We start from the raw sequence: 21772 nt of genomic DNA on the forward strand, positions 1-21772 counted from the left end.
ATATAGACTGAAGACTCCGGAATAAGTACTAATAACTTCCCTTAATCGCTTCCTCCAACTTCTCCCCATCGAGGTCAAATGCATCTACAATTATTTTCGCCTGGGTATAAAACGGAGCACGTTCCTGAAGTTTTTCTTTAATGAACACAAGCAGTTGTTCATCATCCAAATCTTTAATTAAAGGACGTTTTTGCCGGTTATGTAAACGAGAAACCAAAGCAGCGGGTTCCATTTGCAGGTAAACTGTTGTACCGTGTGCATTCATCCATTCCATATTATCGAAGAAACAAGGCAATCCACCGCCGGTAGCTACCACACAAGTTTCCGGATAATCGAAGGTTTTAAGCATCTCACTTTCGTAATCCCTGAAACCACTTTCTCCGTACTCAGCAAAATATTCGGCAATGCTTTTGCCTGTTTTTGAAACAATTTCGGCATCAAGATCAATTACAGGGCATTCTAAACGATGTGCCAACTGTTTCGCTTTGGTACTCTTGCCGCAGCCCATATATCCGATAAGAAAAATTTTCATCTGAAGTTTTATAAGGCGACCTATAGTAAATGATCGCGTTTTAACATAATGTAATCGGTTACAGGTGGAGTAAAACCTGCCTTTTTCAGCAAAGTCACCACCTGCCCGCGATGATAAGTAGAATGGTTAAACAAATGAAATAAAATTTCATCTATGGAGTTTTCGTATTGATCGCCTCTGGAATTCGAATATAAAATCCGCTGATCTAAAGGAAAATGAATCAATGCCTCCCTAATCAGTTTAAAATTTTCTGAAGAGAGCCTTTCAAAATTTTTCTTTGGATGTATATCCCAAACGCCATATGTTGGTTTTTGTGCTGAAATGCGATATGCCCAGATATGCTGTGCATTAAGCACATGACTGAACAAACGCTCAGCATCAGGCATTTCAATCTTAACGTGCTTAAAGATTTCGATAATGCGTTGATCTGCAAGCTCAGTATAATTTGCTATTTCTTCGTTGCTCATCACTTAACTTAATTTAACCCTAGGGTCAACATAGGCATATAAAATGTCGACCAGAATATTAATGACCACAAAAACAAAGGCAATAAAAAGAATGGAGCCCATTACCACCGGAAAATCAGACATTTCTAGAGCAGTTACTGTTGTTCTTCCCAAACCGTTATAACCGAAAATATATTCGACAAAAAAAGAGCCTGCCAATAGCGAAGCAAACCATCCGGAAATAGCTGTAATTACAGGATTCATGGCATTTCTTAAGGCATGTTTATAAATGATCGCATTTCTGCTCAGACCTTTTGCCTTTGCTGTTCTGATGTAATCCTGGGCCAGAACATCCAGCATGGCACTCCGGGTAAGCTGTAAAATAATGGCCAAAGGCCTTAAACCCAGGGTAATCATTGGCAACCATAAATTCCTGAGCGTTAAAATTTCTCCACTAAAAGGATCATAAGAGTATAAGCTCCCACTCATTTTTAAACCTGTATAATTGCTCAGCACAAAGCCAAAGAGCCAGGCAATGATAATCCCGGCAAAAAAAGAAGGTGCAGATATCCCCAAAATGGCAAATGCATTGGCTGCTTTATCAATCCACGAATCTTTATAGACGGCAGATAGCACACCTAAAAACACACCGATTATGGTGGCAAAAATCATTGCAGTTAAAGCCAGGATAAAGGTGTTGGGTACCGTTTCGGAAAGAATTGCAGTAACGTCGCGTTTGGTTTGGTAAGAGCTACGCAGATAGGGCCATTTGAGCGCCAGTACTTTTTGATTAAAAGCGACTATTTTGGCATAATGGTATTTCTGCTGACTGGCACTATCATTATCCAGTAAACTGATCGGCGACAAATCATTGATATATAAAATAAACTGAACCGGCTTAGACCGGTCTAAACCAAATTCTTTACGAACAGCCTCAAGCGACTGCACATCAGCCCGTTGCCCCATGGTCATTCTTGCAGGGTCGCCGGGCAAAATGTTAAACAGCACAAAAACCACCAATATCACACCGCCCATTACCAGCAGTCCATACATGAGTTTTTTTAGTGCATATCCAATCATGTTTATTTATCGAAATATTTTCGGCTGAGTTGTTCGAAAGTCGGTACATTATGATAATGCCACTTATTGATCACCACTCCATTTTTCATCAATAAAATACCAGGATTTGCCCTTACCATACTTTTCAGCGGAACGGCATCTGCAAAAAACACTTCTGAAAACAGGTTGTTTTTTTTGATAAAAGCCTGGGCATCCTGAGCTGAATTAGCAGTAAGCAATACTGTACGGATATTAAACTGTTGTGTAGCATTCAAAGCCAGTGCATTTAATTTACCAATAGCAGCTTCATTGGTTGCATGCAGATCGTAAGCCACAAAAATCAAATTATAGTATGGGTTTTCGATCAGTTCTTTGGTATAATCAGTTCCGGAAGCATCAGTGATATTCAAATCTTTGATCTTGGGCTCAAACCCTTTTTTAATCAGCCTTTTAGTCGGTTCGCCAATAATTTCCCAATTTTCGTCCTTCCATATCTCCGTTTTAAGATAGGCCTTATCGCTCATGTCTTTTTCCTCTTTGGTTTTCTTGTTCCTGAGGTGATACATAATTTCATATTCATCAGGTTTTTCTCCCGGAGGAATTACCATTAACGATGGAATATGTGCGCCAACCTTATAGGGTAGGAAATCAATAATTGGCAAAACATTATAAGTATATACGCCAAAGCCTAAAGATACAAGCGTTACGGCAATGGCAATATATTTTTGCGTGGCTTCTTTTCTAAACAGTGGCTGAATGAGGTTTTTATTTAGGAAAATCACGATAATCAGCGCCAGGAGGATCAGATCCTTGGTAAATGACTGCCATGGTGTAAGCGGAATGGCATCGCCGAAACAACCACAACTGGTCACCACTTTAAATGCTGCAGAAATAAACGTGAGTAGGGTAAAAAAGATAATAAGCAACAATAGGCCCCAGGAGACCTTTTTACTCCAGAAACCCAATAACAACAAGGCACCGAGCACAATTTCTAAAGTACAAAGTAAAATGGCTATACCAGTGGCCATTCCGCTCAGGAAATTCATGTGAAAAACTTCAAAATATTCCTGTAGTTTATAGCCAAAGCCAAGCGGATCGTTTGCTTTGATTAATCCTGAAAATATGAATAAAGCACCAACAAAAATCCTGGAGAATCTTAAAAGTATATTTCGCATTTATGTATCTATCTTAAAGGCTGTTTTGTTATTATTATTTAACACCGAGTTTGATCAGTGCAAAAACCGAATAGTTCAGCATATCCTGATAATTTGCATTAACGCCCTCGGAAGCCAGCGTCTGCCCTTCATTATCTTCGATCTGTTTAACCCTAAAAATTTTCATCAAAATCAGGTCGGTTAACGAACTGATGCGCATATCCCGCCAGGCCTCTCCATAATCGTGGTTCTTGGCAAACATCAAATCTTTAGTTTCGGTTACCTTTTCGTCAAACCTTTTTTCAACTTCTTCATAAGGCATTTCATTCGGGTCGCTTTCCGTCAGTTCAAGCTGCATCATGGCAATCACACAATAGTTTACAATCCCGATATATTCAGATACCACACCCTCTCCTACCTTACTTACCTTTTTTTCTTCCAGGGTGCGGATACGTTGTGCTTTGATAAAAATCTGATCAGTGATCGAACTTGGCCTTAAAATCCGCCATGCAGTGCCGTAATCTTTAGTTTTTTTTAAAAATAATGATCTGCAAACCGCAATCACTTCATCAAATTCTATAGAGGTATTTGTTTGTGCCAAAGCCAATAATTATTTAGTTTTTAGTGTATTTTTGTCCTGAAAAAACAAAAGCTAAAGATACATTTTTAAAGCGAAACCCAAATCCCGAAAGGGTTTATTATGGCAGAAAAAAACTTTTTTGAGTCCAAACAAAGCTTAAATATAAAAGGCAGACTTATTGATTTAAGCTCGCCAAAAGTAATGGGGATTTTAAACATTACCCCCGACTCCTTTTACAGCAACAGCCGTACAAAAACGATAGATGAAGCCTTGAACAAAGCAGCCCGGTTTTTAAATGAGGGTGCTACATTTATTGATATTGGCGGTTATTCATCAAGGCCCGGCGCTAAGGATATTTCTGTCGATGAAGAGACGGACCGTTTGATACCGGTGGTAGAAAGTTTGACAAAAACTTTTCCGGAAGCCATTATTTCCATAGATACCTTCAGAGCGAAGGTTGCTGAAGAAACCATTGCCGTAGGTGCGCACATCGTTAACGACATTTCCGCTGGCAATCTGGACGAGCAGATGTTCGAAACAGTAGCGAAGCTACAAGTCCCCTATATTATGATGCACATGCAGGGAACTCCGCAAAACATGCAACAAAATCCTACATATAACAATGTATTGCTAGAGGTAATAGATAATCTGTCAAAAAGAGTTGCCGCACTTAAGGCCCTGCATGTTCATGACGTCATTATTGATCCTGGTTTCGGCTTCGGAAAAACTATCGGACATAATTACGAACTGCTCAGACAGATGGAAGCATTTAAAATTTTCAAACTCCCTGTTTTAGCAGGTTTCTCTCGCAAGGGAATGATTTATAAAACACTAGGTATCACTGCAGCAGAAGCGCTAAACGGAACTTCTGTACTCAATACGATTGCTTTACAAAAGGGTGCCGGGATTTTAAGGGTACACGATGTAAAAGAAGCGATTGAGTGTGTAAGGTTGGTGGAGAAGTTAAAAGGTTAATCGGTTAATTGTTTAAATCGGTTAACTGAGGATTATTGACTAGCTATTGAAATACTTCAAATTTATTGATTGAACTCATGTAATAAGTAAATTAATTGAGTATGTACACTTAAAGCCGTAAATTCATCTTAAACGACACCTCTGTTGGCTGACGTCAACACTTAAATTTAATTATGATGCATGTATATTCCTTTGAGAAATTAGAAACCTGGCAAAAAGCCAGAATTTTTAGAAAAGACATTTATAATTTAACTAGAAAATTCCCTAAAGATGAAACATTTGGCTTAACAAGTCAGATCAAAAGATCTGCAAGCAGTATTGGTGATTGCTTAGCAGAAGGTTCAGCTAGAATTACTTCCAAGGACAAGGCACATTTTATATCCATGTCTTATTCTAGTGCAATAGAAACCATTAATCACATTATTGGAGCTTATGATTTGGAGTATATAAATGAAGAAGAGTATACTTCATTCAGGTTGAAACTTGATGAATTAACAAACAAGCTAAATGCATTACGCAAATCAATATTAAAGAATTAATTCTTATACTCCCAAACATTTAACCAATTAACCAGTTTAAACAATTAACCAAACTTTAAACGGTTAATCTAATATTGTAAACTGGAATCCGTTTTGCTATCTTGCCAATAATGAAAGGTTTTGATTTTGACTTCCTTAAAGTATCGCCAACTGATATCGTTGATATTATTTTGGTGGCTTTATTAATTTACTACGTTTATACCCTAATCCGCAATACATTGGCCGTTAATCTGTTGGTTGGGATGTTTATTATCACCGTTTTTTACTGGATAGTAAAAGCCCTGCACATGGAATTATTGACTGCCATTATAGACAAGTTTATGAGCGTGGGGATTATTGCCTTGATTGTAATTTTTCATCCGGAGATCAGGCGCTTTCTTTTACTGATCGGGAAGAATGCTTTTTTACAAAAAAACAAAGCCTGGTGGGGCTACTTATTTGGCCGTAAAGAAATTGAAAGGAACAATTTAACCCGTATAAAGCCCATTATCGATGCTTGTAAAAGCATGAAGAAAACGCGTACAGGAGCCTTAATCGTATTTGTTAAATTTTACGACGAACAGTTTTTTGCCAATAGCTGCGAATTGGTTGATTCCAAAATATCGAAACGTTTATTGGAAAGCATTTTCCAGAAAAACAGTCCATTGCACGATGGTGCTGTGGTGATCTCTGAAAACCGAATTAAAAGCGCCAGTTGCATCTTGCCTTTAACAGATAACGACCAGTTGCCCCCACAATTTGGCTTAAGGCACCGGGCAGGTATCGGCGTTTCGGAAACGACTGATGCTGTCGCCGTAATTATATCGGAAGAGACCGGAGAGATATCTTACGCTAAACAAGGCCGTGTACGGATGAATGTTTCTTTCGGAGAATTAGAAAAATTGCTGAATAAGGATTTTTAAAGCACTGATTGAAGATTTTTTTTTCAAGCCGTCACCCTGATCCGATAGCAATCGGATTTATTTCAGGGTCTTAATGGTAGAAAGATGCTGACCACGAAGTAGCTTCTCTAGTCTTAGCGCCCCTTAGACCAGGTGCGGATCTATCTCCATAAATCTCTCGACTACGTTACACTCGGCTCTAGATGACGGAGATTATTAAATGCAAAAAGGCGAATGCTTCCATTCACCTTTTCAATATAATTTCATGAATCATTTTATTGGTGTAATCCCCTCAATCTGTGTAATCAATTTTAACAGTATTGTTCAAAAGCACCGATCAGGTTATCGGCAATCATTTGTGCCGGCCTGCCTTCAATCTGATGGCGTTCGATCATATGAACCAATTTACCATCTTTAAATAAAGCCATTGCGGGAGATGATGGCGGGAAAGGCATCATATAACTTCTAGCCTGATCTACTGCTTCTTTTTCCATACCAGCAAAAACAGTAACCAATTTATCAGGATGTTTTTCGTGTGCGGCGGCTGCGCGAGCTGCCGGACGTGCATTTGCTGCTGCACAGCCACAAACTGAATTCACAACAACTAACACTGTTCCTTCGCCTTTAATGGCCTGATCTACGTCTGCTGCATTTTTTAACTCTTGAAAACCAACGTTCGTTAATTCCTTACGCATTGGCTCTACTAAATATTCTGGATACATTATCTTAGTTTTTTATTTACAATTTCAATTTTACAAAAATAAGAAAATCGAATGGCATGCACCATTCGATTTATATTTTTAAGGTAAAATTAATGACCTATTTCATCCCTTTTATAAAATTATCAAACATTTGAGGATTGGTAATCGCACCAGCTATAATCAATATGAAGATCACGATAAATAATGCACTTAAAATGGTTGCGATCATTCCACAGATCTTACCTGCTTTTGCATTTTTATATGATGACTCGGTATATAAATTAGGATTGAGCTGATATTTTTTCATATCGCCGGCACCTAATATCCAGGCGATTACGCCAAATATTAATCCGAATATGCCATAAAAACAACAAGCCGGAATTGCTAAAATGCCCAATACAAGAGCGGCAGTAGCATTTGGCAAATTTTGCTGACCAAAACCTCCTCCAAACTGACCGAATGGCGGTGGTTGCTGAAAGGGCGGCGGCTGCTGGAATGGTGGTGGGGTTGCTGGTCCCTGATCAAGAGGCTGAAAAGGTGCTGGTTCGGGATTCTGATTCTTTGAAAGATCAATAGGTTTATTTTCCTGAGGGTTTTCCTGTTCTTCTGACATAGCTATATTTAGATCAATTGGTAAGTGTATATTTTGTAAATGTAGTTGATTAAAATAATTACTGCAACTCCTGCAAAGATGATTTTAATCAGCTGTGCGCCATACTTAAAATCTAATTTTAGATGAATAAGAGTGAACATTACCACAAAAATAAGGGGAATTGTTGCAGGATAAAACTTTAAGGATGCAGCTAAATCACCGCGAAATAATGCCAGAACGGAGCGCTGCAGGCCACACCCTGGGCAATCAATACCGAAATGGGCTTTAAAAGGACAACTAAAGAGGTGTTCGCCCAACCATTCTAAAAAACTTTTATGCGGTTGGGCCATTTATATCAATTACTTTTCCTTGTGCATCTTTCCAGTTTTTATATTTTTCCAAATCTTTGAGTACCTGTCTGTATACCAGATTTAAGATGTATATGTCGTCAATAAAGCCCAGAACAGGAACAAAATCCGGAATGACATCAATTGGGGATAGGAAATAAATCAGTCCTCCTAAGATGGCAATGATCGATCTTTTCGGGATTTCGGTATAATCGCCATTTACATAGTCTTTAGCTACCGCAAAAAGCAGAACCAGTTTCGACCAAATTCCCTCCAGATCTCCTTTGTTGGTTACCGCCTTACCCAAAGCATCTTTTATGGTATTACTTGCTTTGGTCTTGTCGCCCAAAATTACCGAGGCCTTACTTTGCGATTTCTTAAAAAAACCAAGTATTTTATTTCTGTTCAATTTCATAATTAACGCTTTACAAATTAACGGCCAAAAGTGTCGTCATTGTCTTCTGCTCATTTGTCAACAGCCTGAAACTTTACTTCTTATTAAAAAGTTTCAATAACTTTTTGTCAAAATCGATAGCAATCAGTTTATTGTTTACCACATCTTCTTCGTAAAGCTGTTGCCTTTTTGGATCAAATACAAACCGAGCTAAAATAGGCATCCTATCGGTATAACTTTCGTGCAGGTTAAAATTATAATTTTGTGAGTAAGATTGAGATGGATCTGTTTTAGGATTTGGACTACTTTCGAGCATAATGCCATAAGAGGTACCCCCATTTTTAACAACTCTTTCGTAGAGCCCTTTGGTAAGCTGTTTACAACGAGGAGAGGTTTCTACAATTTTATAGGCAATCTGTGCTTTGTAGCTTTCTTTTAATTGGGCTTTTGATTGGTAAATAGACAATCCCAAAACAAAGAAAAAAAACAAGATATTTTTCATGATTGAGTAACGATATTATCCAATCAATGATAAAAATTCATCAATTGTTAATACTTTAACTTTAGGGAATTCTATTTGTTTTAAGATTTTAAAATGATTGTCATTTGTAATGATAAAATCAGCATTGCTACACACGTAAGCATCTACGTACTTATTATCATCTAAATCTGACGAAATAAGTTTCCATTCAAAATATATATCTACCTTTTCTACATTTTTAAGGTTTAGCAACAACTCAGCAATATTACTTGCTACAAGAAAATTTGTTTTTTGTTCTAAAATCTCGACATATTCTGAAAGGATATCATAACTGACCACGGCATCAAAACGTTTAGCAAGCAATGCATCAAAAATTGCTCTGTATTTTGATTTCTTAGGAATTGAAACAAGAAGTATATTCGCATCCAGTACAACTTTAACTAGATTATTTTTTTCTTAAATGTTCGTTCTTCCAAGATTCAATTGTATTGTCATCCCAATTGTTATCATGCCAGAGTTTATCCATCTCATCGGACGCAGATTTAGCAAAATACGTTGCTAACATCTCTTTAATATCATTTAGTTGAGCATCAGGCAAATTATATTGAAATAATTTTAATAACTCTAACTGAACGTTTGTTAATTTTCCTGTAGCTTCCATAGTTTTCTTATGAACTAAAACAAATATAATCAATATATGCTAAGAAGATTTCATCATCTCCAAAATATCATCTACGTATTTGCGCTCATTGGCTAAACGGGGCACTTTATGTTGTCCACCCAATTTATCTTTCGCCTTTAACCAGTTGTAAAAAGTATGGGCAGGAGCATTATGCACTTTAGGACGGGCCAGCGCCATATCTTTAAACCGTTTGGCGTCGTAATCAGAATTCACCTCGCGCAAGGTTTGATCCATCACATCCACAAATTTTTGGAAATCATCGGGCTGCTTATCAAATTCAATGATCCATTCATGTCCGCCTGCTTTTTCATCTTTGAAGTAAATCGGCCCGGCAGTATAATCTTTAATTTCAGCACCCGTTTGCTGACAGGCTTTAGTTAAGGCCTGTTCTGCATTATCAATAATCACTTCTTCGCCAAAGGCATTGATAAAGTGTTTAGTACGTCCGGTAATTTTTATACGGTATGGAGAAAGTGAGGTAAACTGGACAGTATCGCCGATCATGTATCGCCATAAACCACCGTTTGTAGAAATAACGATAGCATAATTTTTACGTAATTCTACCTCACCCAACAGTAGTGCCTTAGGATTTTCATCTCCTATATTTTCCATCGGCACGAATTCATAGAAGATCCCATAATCCAGCATCAGCAACATTTCTTCCGAGTGGTCCTGATCCTGAATACCGAAAAAGCCTTCCGATGCATTGTAAGTTTCCAGATAGTACATCTCAGCGGAAGGAATCAACTGTTTAAACTGTTCGCGATAAGGCGCAAAATTTACTGCCCCGTGGATATATAATTCAAGGTTAGGCCAAACATCCAATAAATTTTGCTTTCCGGTAAGTTCGAGTACTTTTTTCGCCAATACGATGGTCCAGGTTGGTACGCCTGAAATACTGGTTACGTTTTCATTAATGGTGGCTTCTGCCATTCTATCCATTTTGATTTCGTAATTGTCCATCAGTGCGATAGACATATCGGGTGTGCGGTAATATTCGGCCCATATCGGAAGGTTTTTAATCAGTACAGCCGATAAATCACCATAAAAACAATCTTCGTTTAACTGGTTAACCTGATGGCTACCACCTAAAACCAAACCTTTTCCGGTAAACATCTGGTTGTCGGGCCGGTTATTACAATAGATGGAAAGCATATCTTTCCCGCCTTTAAAATGGCACTCCTCCAACGATTCTTCAGAAACGGGGATAAACTTACTCCTGTCGCTCGTGGTACCCGATGATTTTGCAAACCACTTGATATCAGACGGCCATAAAATGTTCTGCTCACCATTAAGCATACGCTCAATGTAAGGTTTCAGGGTATCGTAGTTTTGAATGGGAACACGCTGCTGGAATTGCTGCTGCGTTAAAATTGATTTATAGTCGTACAATTTACCCCATTCAGTATTTTCTGCACTATCAATCAAGCTATGAAACCATTCTTCCTGAACATCGTGCGGATATTTCATAAAAAGCTCGATCTGGTGGATCCGCTTTTTCATTAACCAGGTAAAAATTGAATTTACAATTGCCATCTCTAAATGTTAAAGTGAATGACCCTCGTTTTGTCAGAGATTTTCATACTTACGAATTGATTACGCGGAGACACACAGCGATTTTTATGCACAATAAAATTAATAGCTTTTGGTTTAATGTTGCGATTAGGCAACACGCCAGGTTGAATTTTGTTTGTTAACTATTCTAAATATCAAATTTCTTACGTTTCAACACGAAATTCGAGCCCAGATATACTTTTCTCACCATTTCATTTTCAGCAAGCACTTCCGGAACACCCTGCTCCAGGATTTTTCCTTCGAAAAGCAAATATGCCCTGTCAGTAATGGATAGCGTTTCCTGAACATTGTGATCGGTAATCAAGATACCAATATTTTTATGCTTCAGTTTCGCTACAATACTTTGGATTTCCTCTACCGCAATAGGATCTACCCCGGCAAAGGGCTCGTCCAGCAAAATAAAATTAGGGTTTGCAGCTAAAGCACGGGCAATTTCGGTACGGCGGCGTTCACCACCAGATAATAAATCGCCACGATTTTTACGCACTTTGTGTAAACTAAATTCATTGATCAGTTCTTCCAGTTTATCACGCTGCTCTTCTTTAGTCAAGTTACTCATTTCCAAAATGGCCAGGATATTATCCTCTACGGTAAGTTTTCTAAAAACAGATGCTTCCTGTGCCAGATAACCGATTCCTTTTTGCGCCCTGCGGTACATCGGATCTTCGGTAATATCCTCTTCCTCTAAAAAGATCCGCCCTTCATTCGGTTTGATTAAACCTACGATCATGTAAAAGGAAGTGGTTTTTCCCGCACCGTTTGGGCCTAAAAGACCAACAATTTCTCCCTGACTTACGTTAAAGGAAACATTGTTAACAACAGTACGCTGTTTATATTTTTTAACGAGATTCTCGGCTCTTAATATCATATTTATCAGCTAAACCTTACAGGTTTTAAAAACCTGTAAGGTTTCAATTAATTTACTTTTATTCCTTTAATATTTAACTGCAAACGTTTCTTATCTCTCCATACGTTCTCTTCTAACGTATAACAAACAGAAAACGGCACCCTTGGTTGTAAAAGATTTTGAAATTCTGCCAAACCAAATGCAATGCCCTCAAAAATAGGCGAATTTTGTTGTTTAATGCTAATTTTCAAATGATTTTGACCAACCGCCATGGCATGCTGAGCAAGATATACGTTATGGGTAACAAATATTGGCGCCATATTTTCTGGTCCAAATGGCCCCATTTGCGATAAAACGCGGAAAAATTTACCATCTATCTGTGCCAGTTTAATTTCGGCGTCAATCCTGATCATGGGGGTAAGTAGCTCTTCGGTAATGCTAGCCGATACAATTTCTTCGAATTTATCGGCAAAGGCATTTACATTTTGTTCCTGCATAGTTAAACCAGCAGCAAATTTATGTCCACCGTATTGATCCAATAAATGTGCACATCCGCTTAAAGCTTCATATAAATCAAAACCCACTACCGATCGGCACGAACCAGCAACATGCCCGTTAGACTTAGTGAGTACAATGGTTGGGCGGTAATATTTCTCTGTTAAACGCGAAGCCACGATTCCGATAACTCCTTTATGCCAGTTTTCGTTAAATACCACAGTTGTTTTTCTGTTGATGAGGATTTCACTGGCGCCAATTAATGCCAAAGCTTCGCGGGTAATGTCCTGATCGTAGGTTTTACGTTCGGTATTTTTTAGATTGATAAGTTCACTCTGTTCCAATGCGTTACCATCAACCTGGCAGAGTAACATGGCCACGGCATGTTTTGCATGATCGATCCGGCCAGCGGCGTTAATCCGCGGACCTAATGTAAAAACCACATCGGTAATGGAATAATTTTCGGTTTTGCCCGAAACTTCCATCAGGGCGCGTAGACCTTCGCAAGGGTTGGAATTTAGTTTTTTCAGCCCATAGTACGCTAAAATTCTGTTTTCGCCTACTACAGGCACAATATCGGCTGCAATACTCACCATCACTAAATCTAAATATTGCAGATAACTTTCTTTTGGGAGCTGATGTTTTTGAGCGTAAGCCTGCGCCAATTTAAAACCAATGCCACAGCCAGCCAGTTCTTTAAACGGATATGCACAATCGGCACGCTTAGGATCCAAAACTGCAATGGCCTGAGGAAGTTCATCTCCCGGCAAATGGTGATCGCAGATAATAAAATCGATCCCCAGTTGATTAGCGTAATCAATTTTATCGATTGATTTTATACCACAATCTAACGCGATAATTAAGGAGAACCCATTTTCATTGGCATAATCAATCCCGGCAATAGAAATGCCATAGCCTTCCAGATAACGGTCTGGGACGTAATATTCTATATTTTGAGTGAGCTTGGAGAAGAAACTGAAGGCCAGAGCAACCGAAGTGGTACCATCCACATCGTAATCACCATAGATCAATATCTTTTCATGGTTACCCAATGCCTTTTCAATACGGGCAACAGCAATATCCATATCCTTCATTAAAAAAGGATTATGAAGGTGATTAAGATCTGGTCTGAAGAAATCTTTTGCCTGATCAAAATCACATACATTCCGCTGCACGAGAATCTGTGCCAATGAGCGGTCTATGTTAAGTTGTTGTGCTACTTTTGTTACCGTATCATCATTACAATCTGACGCAAGTACCCATCTTTTTTCCATTTTATACTGTCTCCGAACAGTAAATATACGTTTTAATTGGATATGACGGCGCTAAACTTTAGCGTAATGCTTTACAAAGCATTTAAACAGAAAAAGTTAAATTTTATTCCAATAACGAATGTGGTTTTAATCATATCATTTTGAAAAGCCCTGTTGAAATTGATTAGACCTGGCTTTATGATAAATACTAATTTTTAGATTGTTACCTTTGTACACACATTAAAAGATTCATATTTTGCAAGTACACACCTTATTCGAAGGCACATATTCAGTTGATGCAACAAAGAAATTTGTGCCTTTCGATTCCGCTATACACAGTTTTAAAGACAGACCCGCTTCATTATTCATCAATGTACAGCCTTTTTTGGTTGAGCTGAAAAACGACCTCATACTTTTCGATACGGGTTTAGGTTTTAGTGATGACCAGGGCGAACTGATTTTACATCGAAACATTCGCAATGCAGGTTTCGATCCCACTGATGTGACCAAAGTTTTAATGTCGCACTTACATTACGACCATTCTGGTGGTATGATCCATAAAAAAAGCAATGATCAAGTAGAATTAAGTTTCCCTGCTGCAGAATATGTAATTAACCGGGGAGAATGGGAAACTGCTTTCAGTAGCACATCATCATCTTACCATACCGATATTTTCGATTTCGTTCAGCGCAATGCACAATTGAAGTTTGTGGAGGGTGATGGTGCTTTGGATGAAACCATTGCTTACGAATTTACCGGGGCGCATTGCCCAAACCACCAGGTTTTTCTTTTAACAGAAGGCAATCAAAAAGTATTTTTTGGTGGCGATGTTTTACCTGAACCTGAAGAACTGGTTAAAAATTTTATTGCCAAATATGATTTCGACGGTCGCCAAGCAATGGAATTACGAAAAGAGTTTGGGAAAAGAGCCGCAGAAGAAAACTGGGAATGTTTGTTCTACCATGGAAAAAGTGTAGCAACTGGTTTTGTGGATGCTGTTGAAGGTGGATTTAAGATTAGGTAGGTTTAGGGTTTAGGGTTTAGGGTTTAGGGTTTAGGGTTTAGGGTTTAGGGTTTAGGGTGAACAACTTCATAATGGTTTTGTTGTGCATTGAAATGTAAGAATCAATATATTTTTATTTCGGCGTGCACTTACGTCGTTCCGTCATCTGAAACGCAGTGGAATGCCCGCCTGTGCGGACAGGCCTTGCCCGTACAGGCGGGGAGAGATCTTTGAACTTTGCAATTTTCTGTTTCTTAATATGCCGAAGCCTTTAAGCCCTTCTATTTTTTTTTCGCAAAGCACGCAAAGAAGGAAGCGCTAAGCGCGCAGCGTTTTTTTTTTACCACAAAGGGCCACGGAGAAAGACACAAAGTAAACAGAGTTGGGTGCATATTTAGTATTATTAATAAACTCTACGCTTCTCTGTGCAAAACTCAGCGTCCTATGTGGTTAACCTTAGCGTGATTTGCGGTTAAACGAAAAAAGCCCCGACAAATGCCGAGGCTTCGAATTTTCCGAGACTGGAAAAATTATTTTTTAGCTACCAATTTTACAGACAATTCGAAGTTATCGTCAATTGCTTTGTCACCAATGCTATCAAAGAAAGATTTCGAACCGTATTTAATGTCGTATTTAGTTCTGTCTACCACAATTTTACCAGCTAAAGCTGAAACTGTACCATCTGCATTAACAGATACAGTTGCCGGGAAGCTTAATGGTTTAGTGATACCTTTGATGGTTAAATTACCGGTTACCGTTACGTTAGCACCTGAACCCGCAACTTTAGTAATTACGAAAGTTGAAGTTGGGAATTTAGCTGTACCAAAAAAATCGTCTGCTTTTAAGTGACCTTCTAATTTAGCGCTGCCGTCAGCATCTTTAATTGAAGTCATATCGATTACGAAAGTACCACCAGTTACGCTTTTACCGTTAACAGCTAAGGTACCTGATTGTAAAGCCACTGTACCATTATGTGAGCCTGTTACCTTTTTACCAATCCAGGTAATGGTTGATTTTGTTACATCTACTGTATAAGTTACTGGTTTAATAGTTGTAAAAGCTGATAAAGAAACAACTGCAACTAATAAAAAAATTGAAGAGATTTTTAATTTCATTTTCTGGTTTTTTAAAATTTGATACAAATATAGATGAACTACCTATCTCTTGTTGTTGACCTATGTTAAGTTTTTTGAAAAATAATCTGATTTATTTTAAATCATGCTATTGACTGTGGCAAGATGTAAGGGTTTAATTTATCGAGTAGAAAATTGTTTACAGTTGAGATTCAGCCCTCTAACGTTCATTCTAAACCTGACAGCAGCGGAAATCCTTGTTGTTGGCACTTACTGTAAAAGATTGCTTCGTCGTTCCTTCTCGCAATGACGACAAGAAAGAGAAAACACTACAAAAAGATTGAAGCAAATGGCGGGGCTGTAGCCGCCGATGTGAAACCGACATTCATTTCCAATAAAGGTATAAGGTAAAAGGCTTAAGGTTGAAGGTCCCATTCTATACTTTAAAATGCGCTGCTCCCCATAAACTGAAAAGGGTTTAAAATTTTCTGCTGCATGCTTTACGCACCCTGCAAAAAACCTTAAACCCTCTACCTTCCTGCCTTCTACCTCCCTAAGGAACTATTTCTTCCAAATAACTTTCAACCGGAGGACAAGCACAGATCAATGATCTATCTCCATGGCTATCATTCACACGACCAACTGAAGGCCAGAACTTACGCTCTAACACATAAGGAAGTGGGAAAGCAGCAGTTTGACGGCTATAAGCATGGTCCCAATTGTCAGCAGTAATCACTGATACCGTATGAGGTGCATTTTTTAGCGGATTATCCGTTTTATCAAAAGTTAAATTCTCTACCTGATCTATTTCCTTTTTAATGGCAATTAAAGCATCACAGAAGCGATCAAGCTCATGCTTAGGCTCAGATTCTGTAGGCTCAACCATTAAGGTACCTGCAACCGGGAACGAAACCGTTGGTGCATGGAAACCATAATCCATTAAACGTTTTGCAATGTCAGTTACTTCAATTCCGAAAGCTTTAAATGAACGGCAATCTAAAATCATCTCGTGTGCGCAACGGCCCTGAGCACCTGAATAAAGTACTGGATAATGTTGCTCTAAACGCGCTTTCATGTAATTTGCGTTTAGAATAGCATATTTCGTAGCATTGGTTAAACCTTCAGCACCCATCATTGCAATATAGGCGTGAGAAATGATCAGGATTGAAGCTGAGCCCCATGGTGCAGATGAAACTGCAGAAATAGATTTTCCTTTGTCAATATCAACCACAGCATGACCTGGAAGATAAGGGACCAGGTGTTTAGCCACGCCGATTGGCCCCATACCCGGCCCCCCACCGCCGTGAGGGATACAGAAAGTTTTGTGCAAGTTTAAGTGACAAACATCAGCACCGATATTGGCCGGGCTTGTTAAACCTACCTGTGCATTCATATTGGCACCATCCATATAAACCTGTCCGCCGTTAGCGTGAATGGTTTCGCAGATTTCGATAATGCTCTCTTCAAATACTCCGTGTGTAGATGGATAAGTTACCATCAAACACGATAAGTTGTCTTTATGTAATTCTGCCTTCGCTTTTAGATCCTCAACATCAATGTTACCGTTTTCCAAAGATTTAACCACCACAATTTTCATATCGGCCATTGCCGCAGAAGCAGGGTTTGTTCCGTGTGCAGAAGCCGGAATTAAGGCTACGTTACGGTGGAAATCCCCCCTATCTTGGTGATAAGCACGGATCACCATTAAACCAGCATATTCTCCCTGAGCACCCGCATTTGGTTGTAAGCTCATTGCCGCGAAACCGGTTATTTCACTTAACCACTTATCCAGTTCGTTAAAAACTGAGTAGTAACCTAATACCTGATCGGCTGGGGCAAATGGGTGGATGCGACCGAAGTGAGACCAGGTAACCGGAATCATTTCTGCCGTGGCATTTAATTTCATGGTACAGCTACCCAGAGCAATCATCGAGTGGCAAAGTGATAAATCTTTTGCTTCCAATGATTTGATATAACGCAACATTTCGTGTTCCGAGTGGTGCGAATTAAAAATTGGGTGTGTTAAATAAGCAGAAGTACGTTGTAGAGATGCCGGAACAACCGTTTCTACATTTTCTACTACCTCTACCTGATCGCCAGCAATACCTTTTGCTCTTGCAAAGATTTTAGCAATTAAAGTAATGTCTTCAAAAGTGGTGGTTTCATCAACAGAAATGGTCATCGTATTACCCACGTAATGTAAGTTGATTTCATTGTCTAAACAATAAGCATGAATGCCACCTTTTAAATCACCTAAATCAAAACGGATGGTATCGAAATAAGCAGAATTTAATTGCTCGTAACCCAAATTTTTAAGGGTAGATGCCAAACTGATGGCCAAACCATGTGTACGTTCCGCAATGGCTTTTAATCCTTTCGGACCGTGATAAGCGGCATAAAAACCGGCCATAATAGCCAATAAGGCTTGTGCCGTACAAATGTTTGATGTTGCCTTATCTCTGCGGATATGCTGCTCACGCGTTTGCAAAGCCATACGCAAAGCATAATCACCATGGCTATCGATGGTCACACCGATAATACGACCAGGTATGTTACGTTTATATTGTTCTTTGGTTGCGAAGAATGCTGCATGTGGTCCCCCGAAACCCATTGGGATTCCTAAACGCTGTGTAGTACCTACAACAACATCAGCTCCCCACTCGCCCGGAGGCGTTAGTAAGGTTAAGCTTAAAATATCTGCAACTACCGTTAATTTAATATTTTGGCTATGTAATGCTGATGCAAAGTTCGCATAGTCGAAAACTTCACCGTTTCCGGCCGGATATTGTACAATTGCGCCGAAAAATTCTTCTGTAGCCCCAAAATCTAAATGACTTCCGATAACCAGCTCGATGCCATAAGGATTGGCACGTGTTTTTAAAATATCGATGGTTTGAGGGAAAAGTAATTCTGAAACGAAAAACTTTTTAGCCGCCTGGTTTTTGCGTAAACTGTATTGCATAAACATGGCCTCTGCTGCTGCAGTGCCTTCATCCAATAAAGATGCATTGGCAATTTCCATTCCGGTTAAATCGATTACCATGGTTTGGAAATTTAATAAAGCCTGTAAACGGCCTTGTGCAATTTCCGCCTGGTATGGCGTATATTGAGTGTACCATCCCGGGTTTTCAAACACGTTACGTAAAATAACGCCAGGAGTAATGGTATCGTAATAACCCTGACCGATAAAGCTTTTGAAAACTTTATTCAACAATGAAGTTTGTTTTAAAGCACCAAGATATTCAGTTTCTGATTTCGCTGCCGGCAAATTTAAAGGTTGTTTTAACCTGATTGCCGTAGGAACGGTTTGTTTAATCAGCTCGTCAATAGAATTTACGCCAACAATTTGCAACATTTCGGCTGTATCAGCCTCATTAGGAGCAATATGACGATTTTGAAAATCTTCCTTGTAGTGGATATTTAAGCCCATGCGGTATGAATAATAAATTTGCGTGCAAAGGTAGCAAAAATGAAGCTGTATTTCACTATCAATCAGTGTAAAAAAGGTGTCCTATTTACGTTTTAAAGCGACAAAACAGATAGAATTTGTAATCGAAAGCAAGGTTACACTTTTCGACAATTTTTACCTGATATTTTAATTATTTGGAAAGCAGTAGGGGTATTAAAATTTAAGTTTGTTTCCGCCATCCATTTCCATCTTTTTACAATCCTTTAATGCTGAGCTACGATGTATGGCAGCGTATTCAAATCATGATAACCAGACAGGATTTCCACTGTTATCAGGATGTAACAACAACAACATTGCGGGAAACAGTGCCCGGCAACAAATACTCAAATCAAATCCTTAGATATTATGCAACTCTTTTTCAGCTATTTAAATAAAAAAATCAATTGAATTTAAATATACATTGTTATACTATGTATTTTGTTATACCTTTACACTATGAACGAAGACTTTATTCATAAATGGATATCGCAGGTTAAAAAGGGAACCTTATCCTTTATTGTACTCAATGTTTTAAAAAGCGGAAAAGCCTATTACGGTTATGATCTGATCAATGAAATAAAAAAAATTACGGAAATCGAAATCGCCGAAGGAACCTTATATCCACTTATGAACCGGCTTAAAGATGAAAAACTCATTATATCAGAATGGGTGGAACAAGAATCGGGCATCCCAAGAAAATATTACAGCATTACGCACGAAGGGAAAAACACGGTGACCAAAATGGAGGAATACTGGCATAACCTGAACCAATCCATATTAAAAATTACGAAATGAAATTAAAAGAAATACCATTTAAAGATCAGTCGGCTGAACGGATTTATCAGGATTATCTGTACAGAATAAGAAAACAGGTCAAAGGCCTCAATCAGCAGAACCAGGATGAAATATTAATGGAACTGAACAGCCATATTTATGAAAACCTACAAGAACATCCTGCCGGAAATGAAGTAGAAAAGCTACTTAATATATTAGAAAAATTAGGAAGACCTGAGGAAATACTCAAACCACTTGTGGCTGATAAAAAATTAGCAGAAGCCACCAGAACATTTAACCCGATACACGTTTTCAAAGCTTTATTGCTCAATTTAACCAATGGCATATCGTACATCATATTTTTTATACTTTACTTGTTTCTGTTTGGTTTTGTGTTTTTAATCTGTGCTAAAATATGGAATCCATCACAGGTAGGCTTTTTTTATAAACCAGGTGAAGTTTTCATAATCGGCCTCTCAAAAGGCCTGGTAAACCCTGCAGATGAAATTTTGGGCAACTGGTTTATTCCTGTAATGATTATCGTAGCCATTGCACTCTACTTCATGATCACCCTACTCCTTAAATTAAAAAGAACCATCAACAAATAATATCATGATCAAAAAATTAACATTCTTAACCTTGCTCATTCTCAAGGTTCATTTTAGCTTTTCACAATCCTTTGATAAAACCAAACTGGATACTTATTTTGATGCACTTGGCCAATACAATAAATTTATGGGAAGTGTAGCCATTGCTCAAAATGGCCATTTGATTTACAACCGAATACTAGGTTTCGCAAACATAAATGAACAGCAAAAAGCAAACGAAAACACCAAATACCGAATTGGATCAATCTCTAAAACCTTTACAGCTGTTTTAATCTTCAAGGCCGTTGACGAGAAAAAGATCAACCTGGATCAAACGATACAGAAATTTTTCCCGGACATCAAAAATACTGGTAAAATCACTATTGCGAATTTGCTTTACCACAGAAGCGGAATACATGATTTTACAGATGACAAAGAGGAATTCTTAAAATGGCATAGAGAACCAAAAACCGAAAAAGAGATGATTGCAATAATCAATAAGGGCGGAATTGATTTCGAGCCGGATACTCAATCTGATTACAGCAATTCGAACTATTTACTGCTATCATACATCCTTGAAAAAACGTTCAAAATGCCTTATGCGCAAATAATGGACAAATACATTGCTAAACCTCTTGCCTTGAAAAATACTTTTTTAGGCAAAAAAATAAATCCAAAAAGTAACGAAGCCAGCTCTTATCGTTTTGAAGGGAACTGGAAATTAGAGGATGAAACTGATAGCTCTATTCCGCTAGGTGCTGGCGGAATTGTTTCTACCCCGATCGATCTGGTGAAATTCAGCATAGCATTATTTGGCGGAAAAGTGATTTCTAAAAACAGTTTAGCACAGATGAAAACCGTTAAGGACAAATACGGCATGGGCATTTTGGCTATTCCATTTTATGACAAAGCCGGATTTGGTCATTCGGGTAGTATAGATGGTTTCAGCGCTACATTCTCTTATTTTAGTGATGGCGATATAGCCTATGCTTTAACGAGTAATGCTACAAATTTCAATAATAACTCTATTTCACTGGCCGTATTAAGCGCTGTTTTTAATAAGGATTATCAAATTCCCGATTTTAAAACAGTTGAGCAAATCACTGCTGACTTAAACCAATATATAGGCACCTATGCCTCAACGGCAGTTCCGATTACCATTGCCATTATCAAAGAAAATACAACCTTAATTGCGCAAGCCACAGGTCAACCGGCAATAAATTTAACCTCTAAAGGTAATCACGAGTTTACATTCGAAGATGCAGGTATCATCCTATCCTTTAATCCCACAGCAAAACAAATGATCCTGAAACAGGGTGGCAAGGAATTTAAGTTTACAAAAGAATAAACAGAT

24 protein-coding genes are annotated in these 21772 nt (G+C 38.4%); 7 read left to right on the forward strand and 17 right to left on the reverse strand.

Features of this window, described 5'->3' with window-relative positions; genetic code table 11:
* Window positions 1-28: 28 nt before the first annotated feature.
* Genes QZ738_RS07740 through QZ738_RS07760 form a run of 5 tightly spaced genes read right to left on the reverse strand, consistent with a single transcriptional unit; the run spans window position 29 to window position 3792 of the window.
* Window positions 29-532, reverse strand: coding sequence for a shikimate kinase (locus tag QZ738_RS07740; protein WP_293786274.1), 504 nt, complete (start codon window positions 530-532; stop codon window positions 29-31).
* A gap of 20 nt (window positions 533-552) precedes the next feature.
* Window positions 553-999, reverse strand: a complete 447-nt coding sequence (locus QZ738_RS07745; RefSeq protein ID WP_293786276.1) for a DinB family protein — start codon at window positions 997-999, stop codon at window positions 553-555.
* Window positions 1000-1002: 3 nt separating this feature from the next.
* Complete coding sequence (locus QZ738_RS07750) at window positions 1003-2058, reverse strand: ABC transporter permease (RefSeq protein WP_293786278.1); 1056 nt, start codon at window positions 2056-2058, stop codon at window positions 1003-1005.
* Between the two features lie 2 nt (window positions 2059-2060).
* A complete protein-coding gene (locus QZ738_RS07755; RefSeq protein WP_293786280.1) occupies window positions 2061-3212 on the reverse strand; it encodes a BT_3928 family protein in 1152 nt (383 codons plus the stop codon).
* 34 nt (window positions 3213-3246) lie between these two features.
* Window positions 3247-3792 carry a DUF1599 domain-containing protein gene (locus QZ738_RS07760; protein ID WP_293786282.1) on the reverse strand — a complete coding sequence of 182 codons (546 nt, stop codon included), beginning with the start codon at window positions 3790-3792 and terminating at the stop codon, window positions 3247-3249.
* Between the two features lie 99 nt (window positions 3793-3891).
* On the opposite strand from QZ738_RS07760, the gene folP reads away from it, so the two are divergent.
* The 3 genes from folP (at window position 3892) to cdaA (ending at window position 6187) form a co-directional block, all read left to right on the forward strand.
* Entirely contained in the window at window positions 3892-4746 is an 855-nt protein-coding gene (gene folP, locus QZ738_RS07765; protein ID WP_293786284.1) for a dihydropteroate synthase, read from the forward strand.
* A 173-nt stretch (window positions 4747-4919) separates the two neighbouring features.
* Entirely contained in the window at window positions 4920-5285 is a 366-nt protein-coding gene (locus tag QZ738_RS07770) for a four helix bundle protein (RefSeq protein ID WP_293786286.1), read from the forward strand.
* A 110-nt stretch (window positions 5286-5395) separates the two neighbouring features.
* Entirely contained in the window at window positions 5396-6187 is a 792-nt protein-coding gene (gene cdaA / locus QZ738_RS07775) for a diadenylate cyclase CdaA (protein ID WP_293786288.1), read from the forward strand.
* A gap of 290 nt (window positions 6188-6477) precedes the next feature.
* Here the strand turns inward: cdaA and QZ738_RS07780 are convergent, their stop codons facing one another.
* From QZ738_RS07780 to recJ, 10 genes are all read right to left on the reverse strand, one after another.
* Complete coding sequence (locus QZ738_RS07780; protein WP_293786290.1) at window positions 6478-6888, reverse strand: BrxA/BrxB family bacilliredoxin; 411 nt, start codon at window positions 6886-6888, stop codon at window positions 6478-6480.
* Window positions 6889-6985: 97 nt separating this feature from the next.
* A complete protein-coding gene (locus QZ738_RS07785; protein ID WP_293786292.1) occupies window positions 6986-7480 on the reverse strand; it encodes a CCC motif membrane protein in 495 nt (164 codons plus the stop codon).
* 8 nt (window positions 7481-7488) lie between these two features.
* Window positions 7489-7809, reverse strand: a complete 321-nt coding sequence (locus QZ738_RS21295; protein WP_367268569.1) for a DUF2752 domain-containing protein — start codon at window positions 7807-7809, stop codon at window positions 7489-7491.
* Complete coding sequence (locus QZ738_RS07790) at window positions 7793-8221, reverse strand: YkvA family protein (RefSeq protein ID WP_293786294.1); 429 nt, start codon at window positions 8219-8221, stop codon at window positions 7793-7795. The genes QZ738_RS21295 and QZ738_RS07790 overlap by 17 nt, the downstream gene beginning before the upstream one ends.
* 73 nt (window positions 8222-8294) lie before the next feature.
* Entirely contained in the window at window positions 8295-8702 is a 408-nt protein-coding gene (locus QZ738_RS07795) for a hypothetical protein (RefSeq protein ID WP_293786296.1), read from the reverse strand.
* Between the two features lie 15 nt (window positions 8703-8717).
* Window positions 8718-9110 carry a putative toxin-antitoxin system toxin component, PIN family gene (locus QZ738_RS07800; protein ID WP_293786334.1) on the reverse strand — a complete coding sequence of 131 codons (393 nt, stop codon included), beginning with the start codon at window positions 9108-9110 and terminating at the stop codon, window positions 8718-8720.
* A 16-nt stretch (window positions 9111-9126) separates the two neighbouring features.
* Entirely contained in the window at window positions 9127-9342 is a 216-nt protein-coding gene (locus QZ738_RS07805; RefSeq protein WP_293786298.1) for a hypothetical protein, read from the reverse strand.
* Window positions 9343-9381: 39 nt separating this feature from the next.
* Window positions 9382-10899 (reverse strand): GH3 auxin-responsive promoter family protein, encoded by a 1518-nt coding sequence (locus tag QZ738_RS07810; RefSeq protein ID WP_293786300.1) that lies wholly within the window; start codon window positions 10897-10899, stop codon window positions 9382-9384.
* Window positions 10900-11065: 166 nt separating this feature from the next.
* Entirely contained in the window at window positions 11066-11806 is a 741-nt protein-coding gene (gene lptB / locus QZ738_RS07815; protein ID WP_293786302.1) for an LPS export ABC transporter ATP-binding protein, read from the reverse strand.
* 47 nt (window positions 11807-11853) lie between these two features.
* The gene (gene recJ / locus QZ738_RS07820; RefSeq protein WP_293786304.1) at window positions 11854-13554 is read right to left on the reverse strand and encodes a single-stranded-DNA-specific exonuclease RecJ; all 1701 of its coding nucleotides are present in this window, start codon (window positions 13552-13554) and stop codon (window positions 11854-11856) included.
* Window positions 13555-13789: 235 nt separating this feature from the next.
* Between recJ and QZ738_RS07825 the strand changes: the two genes are divergently transcribed.
* Window positions 13790-14557: an MBL fold metallo-hydrolase gene (locus tag QZ738_RS07825; protein WP_293786306.1), complete on the forward strand. Its 768-nt coding sequence runs from the start codon at window positions 13790-13792 to the stop codon at window positions 14555-14557.
* A 509-nt stretch (window positions 14558-15066) separates the two neighbouring features.
* On the opposite strand, the gene QZ738_RS07830 is transcribed toward QZ738_RS07825, so the two are convergent.
* Together QZ738_RS07830 and gcvP are read right to left on the reverse strand one after the other, a co-directional pair.
* Window positions 15067-15651 carry a YceI family protein gene (locus QZ738_RS07830; protein WP_293786308.1) on the reverse strand — a complete coding sequence of 195 codons (585 nt, stop codon included), beginning with the start codon at window positions 15649-15651 and terminating at the stop codon, window positions 15067-15069.
* Window positions 15652-16162: 511 nt separating this feature from the next.
* Window positions 16163-19039, reverse strand: a complete 2877-nt coding sequence (gene gcvP / locus QZ738_RS07835; RefSeq protein WP_293786310.1) for an aminomethyl-transferring glycine dehydrogenase — start codon at window positions 19037-19039, stop codon at window positions 16163-16165.
* A 474-nt stretch (window positions 19040-19513) separates the two neighbouring features.
* Between gcvP and QZ738_RS07840 the strand changes: the two genes are divergently transcribed.
* Genes QZ738_RS07840 through QZ738_RS07850 form a run of 3 tightly spaced genes read left to right on the forward strand, consistent with a single transcriptional unit; the run spans window position 19514 to window position 21766 of the window.
* Window positions 19514-19852, forward strand: a complete 339-nt coding sequence (locus tag QZ738_RS07840) for a PadR family transcriptional regulator (RefSeq protein WP_293786312.1) — start codon at window positions 19514-19516, stop codon at window positions 19850-19852.
* Window positions 19849-20439 carry a DUF1700 domain-containing protein gene (locus tag QZ738_RS07845; protein WP_293786314.1) on the forward strand — a complete coding sequence of 197 codons (591 nt, stop codon included), beginning with the start codon at window positions 19849-19851 and terminating at the stop codon, window positions 20437-20439. Before QZ738_RS07840 ends, QZ738_RS07845 begins: the two co-directional genes overlap by 4 nt.
* Before the next feature lie 4 nt (window positions 20440-20443).
* On the forward strand, window positions 20444-21766 hold the full coding sequence (locus tag QZ738_RS07850; RefSeq protein WP_293786316.1) for a serine hydrolase: 1323 nt from the start codon (window positions 20444-20446) through the stop codon (window positions 21764-21766).
* Window positions 21767-21772: the final 6 nt, after the last annotated feature.

The organism is uncultured Pedobacter sp. (assembly GCF_913776295.1).
Taxonomy (GTDB): Bacteria; Bacteroidota; Bacteroidia; order Sphingobacteriales; family Sphingobacteriaceae; genus Pedobacter.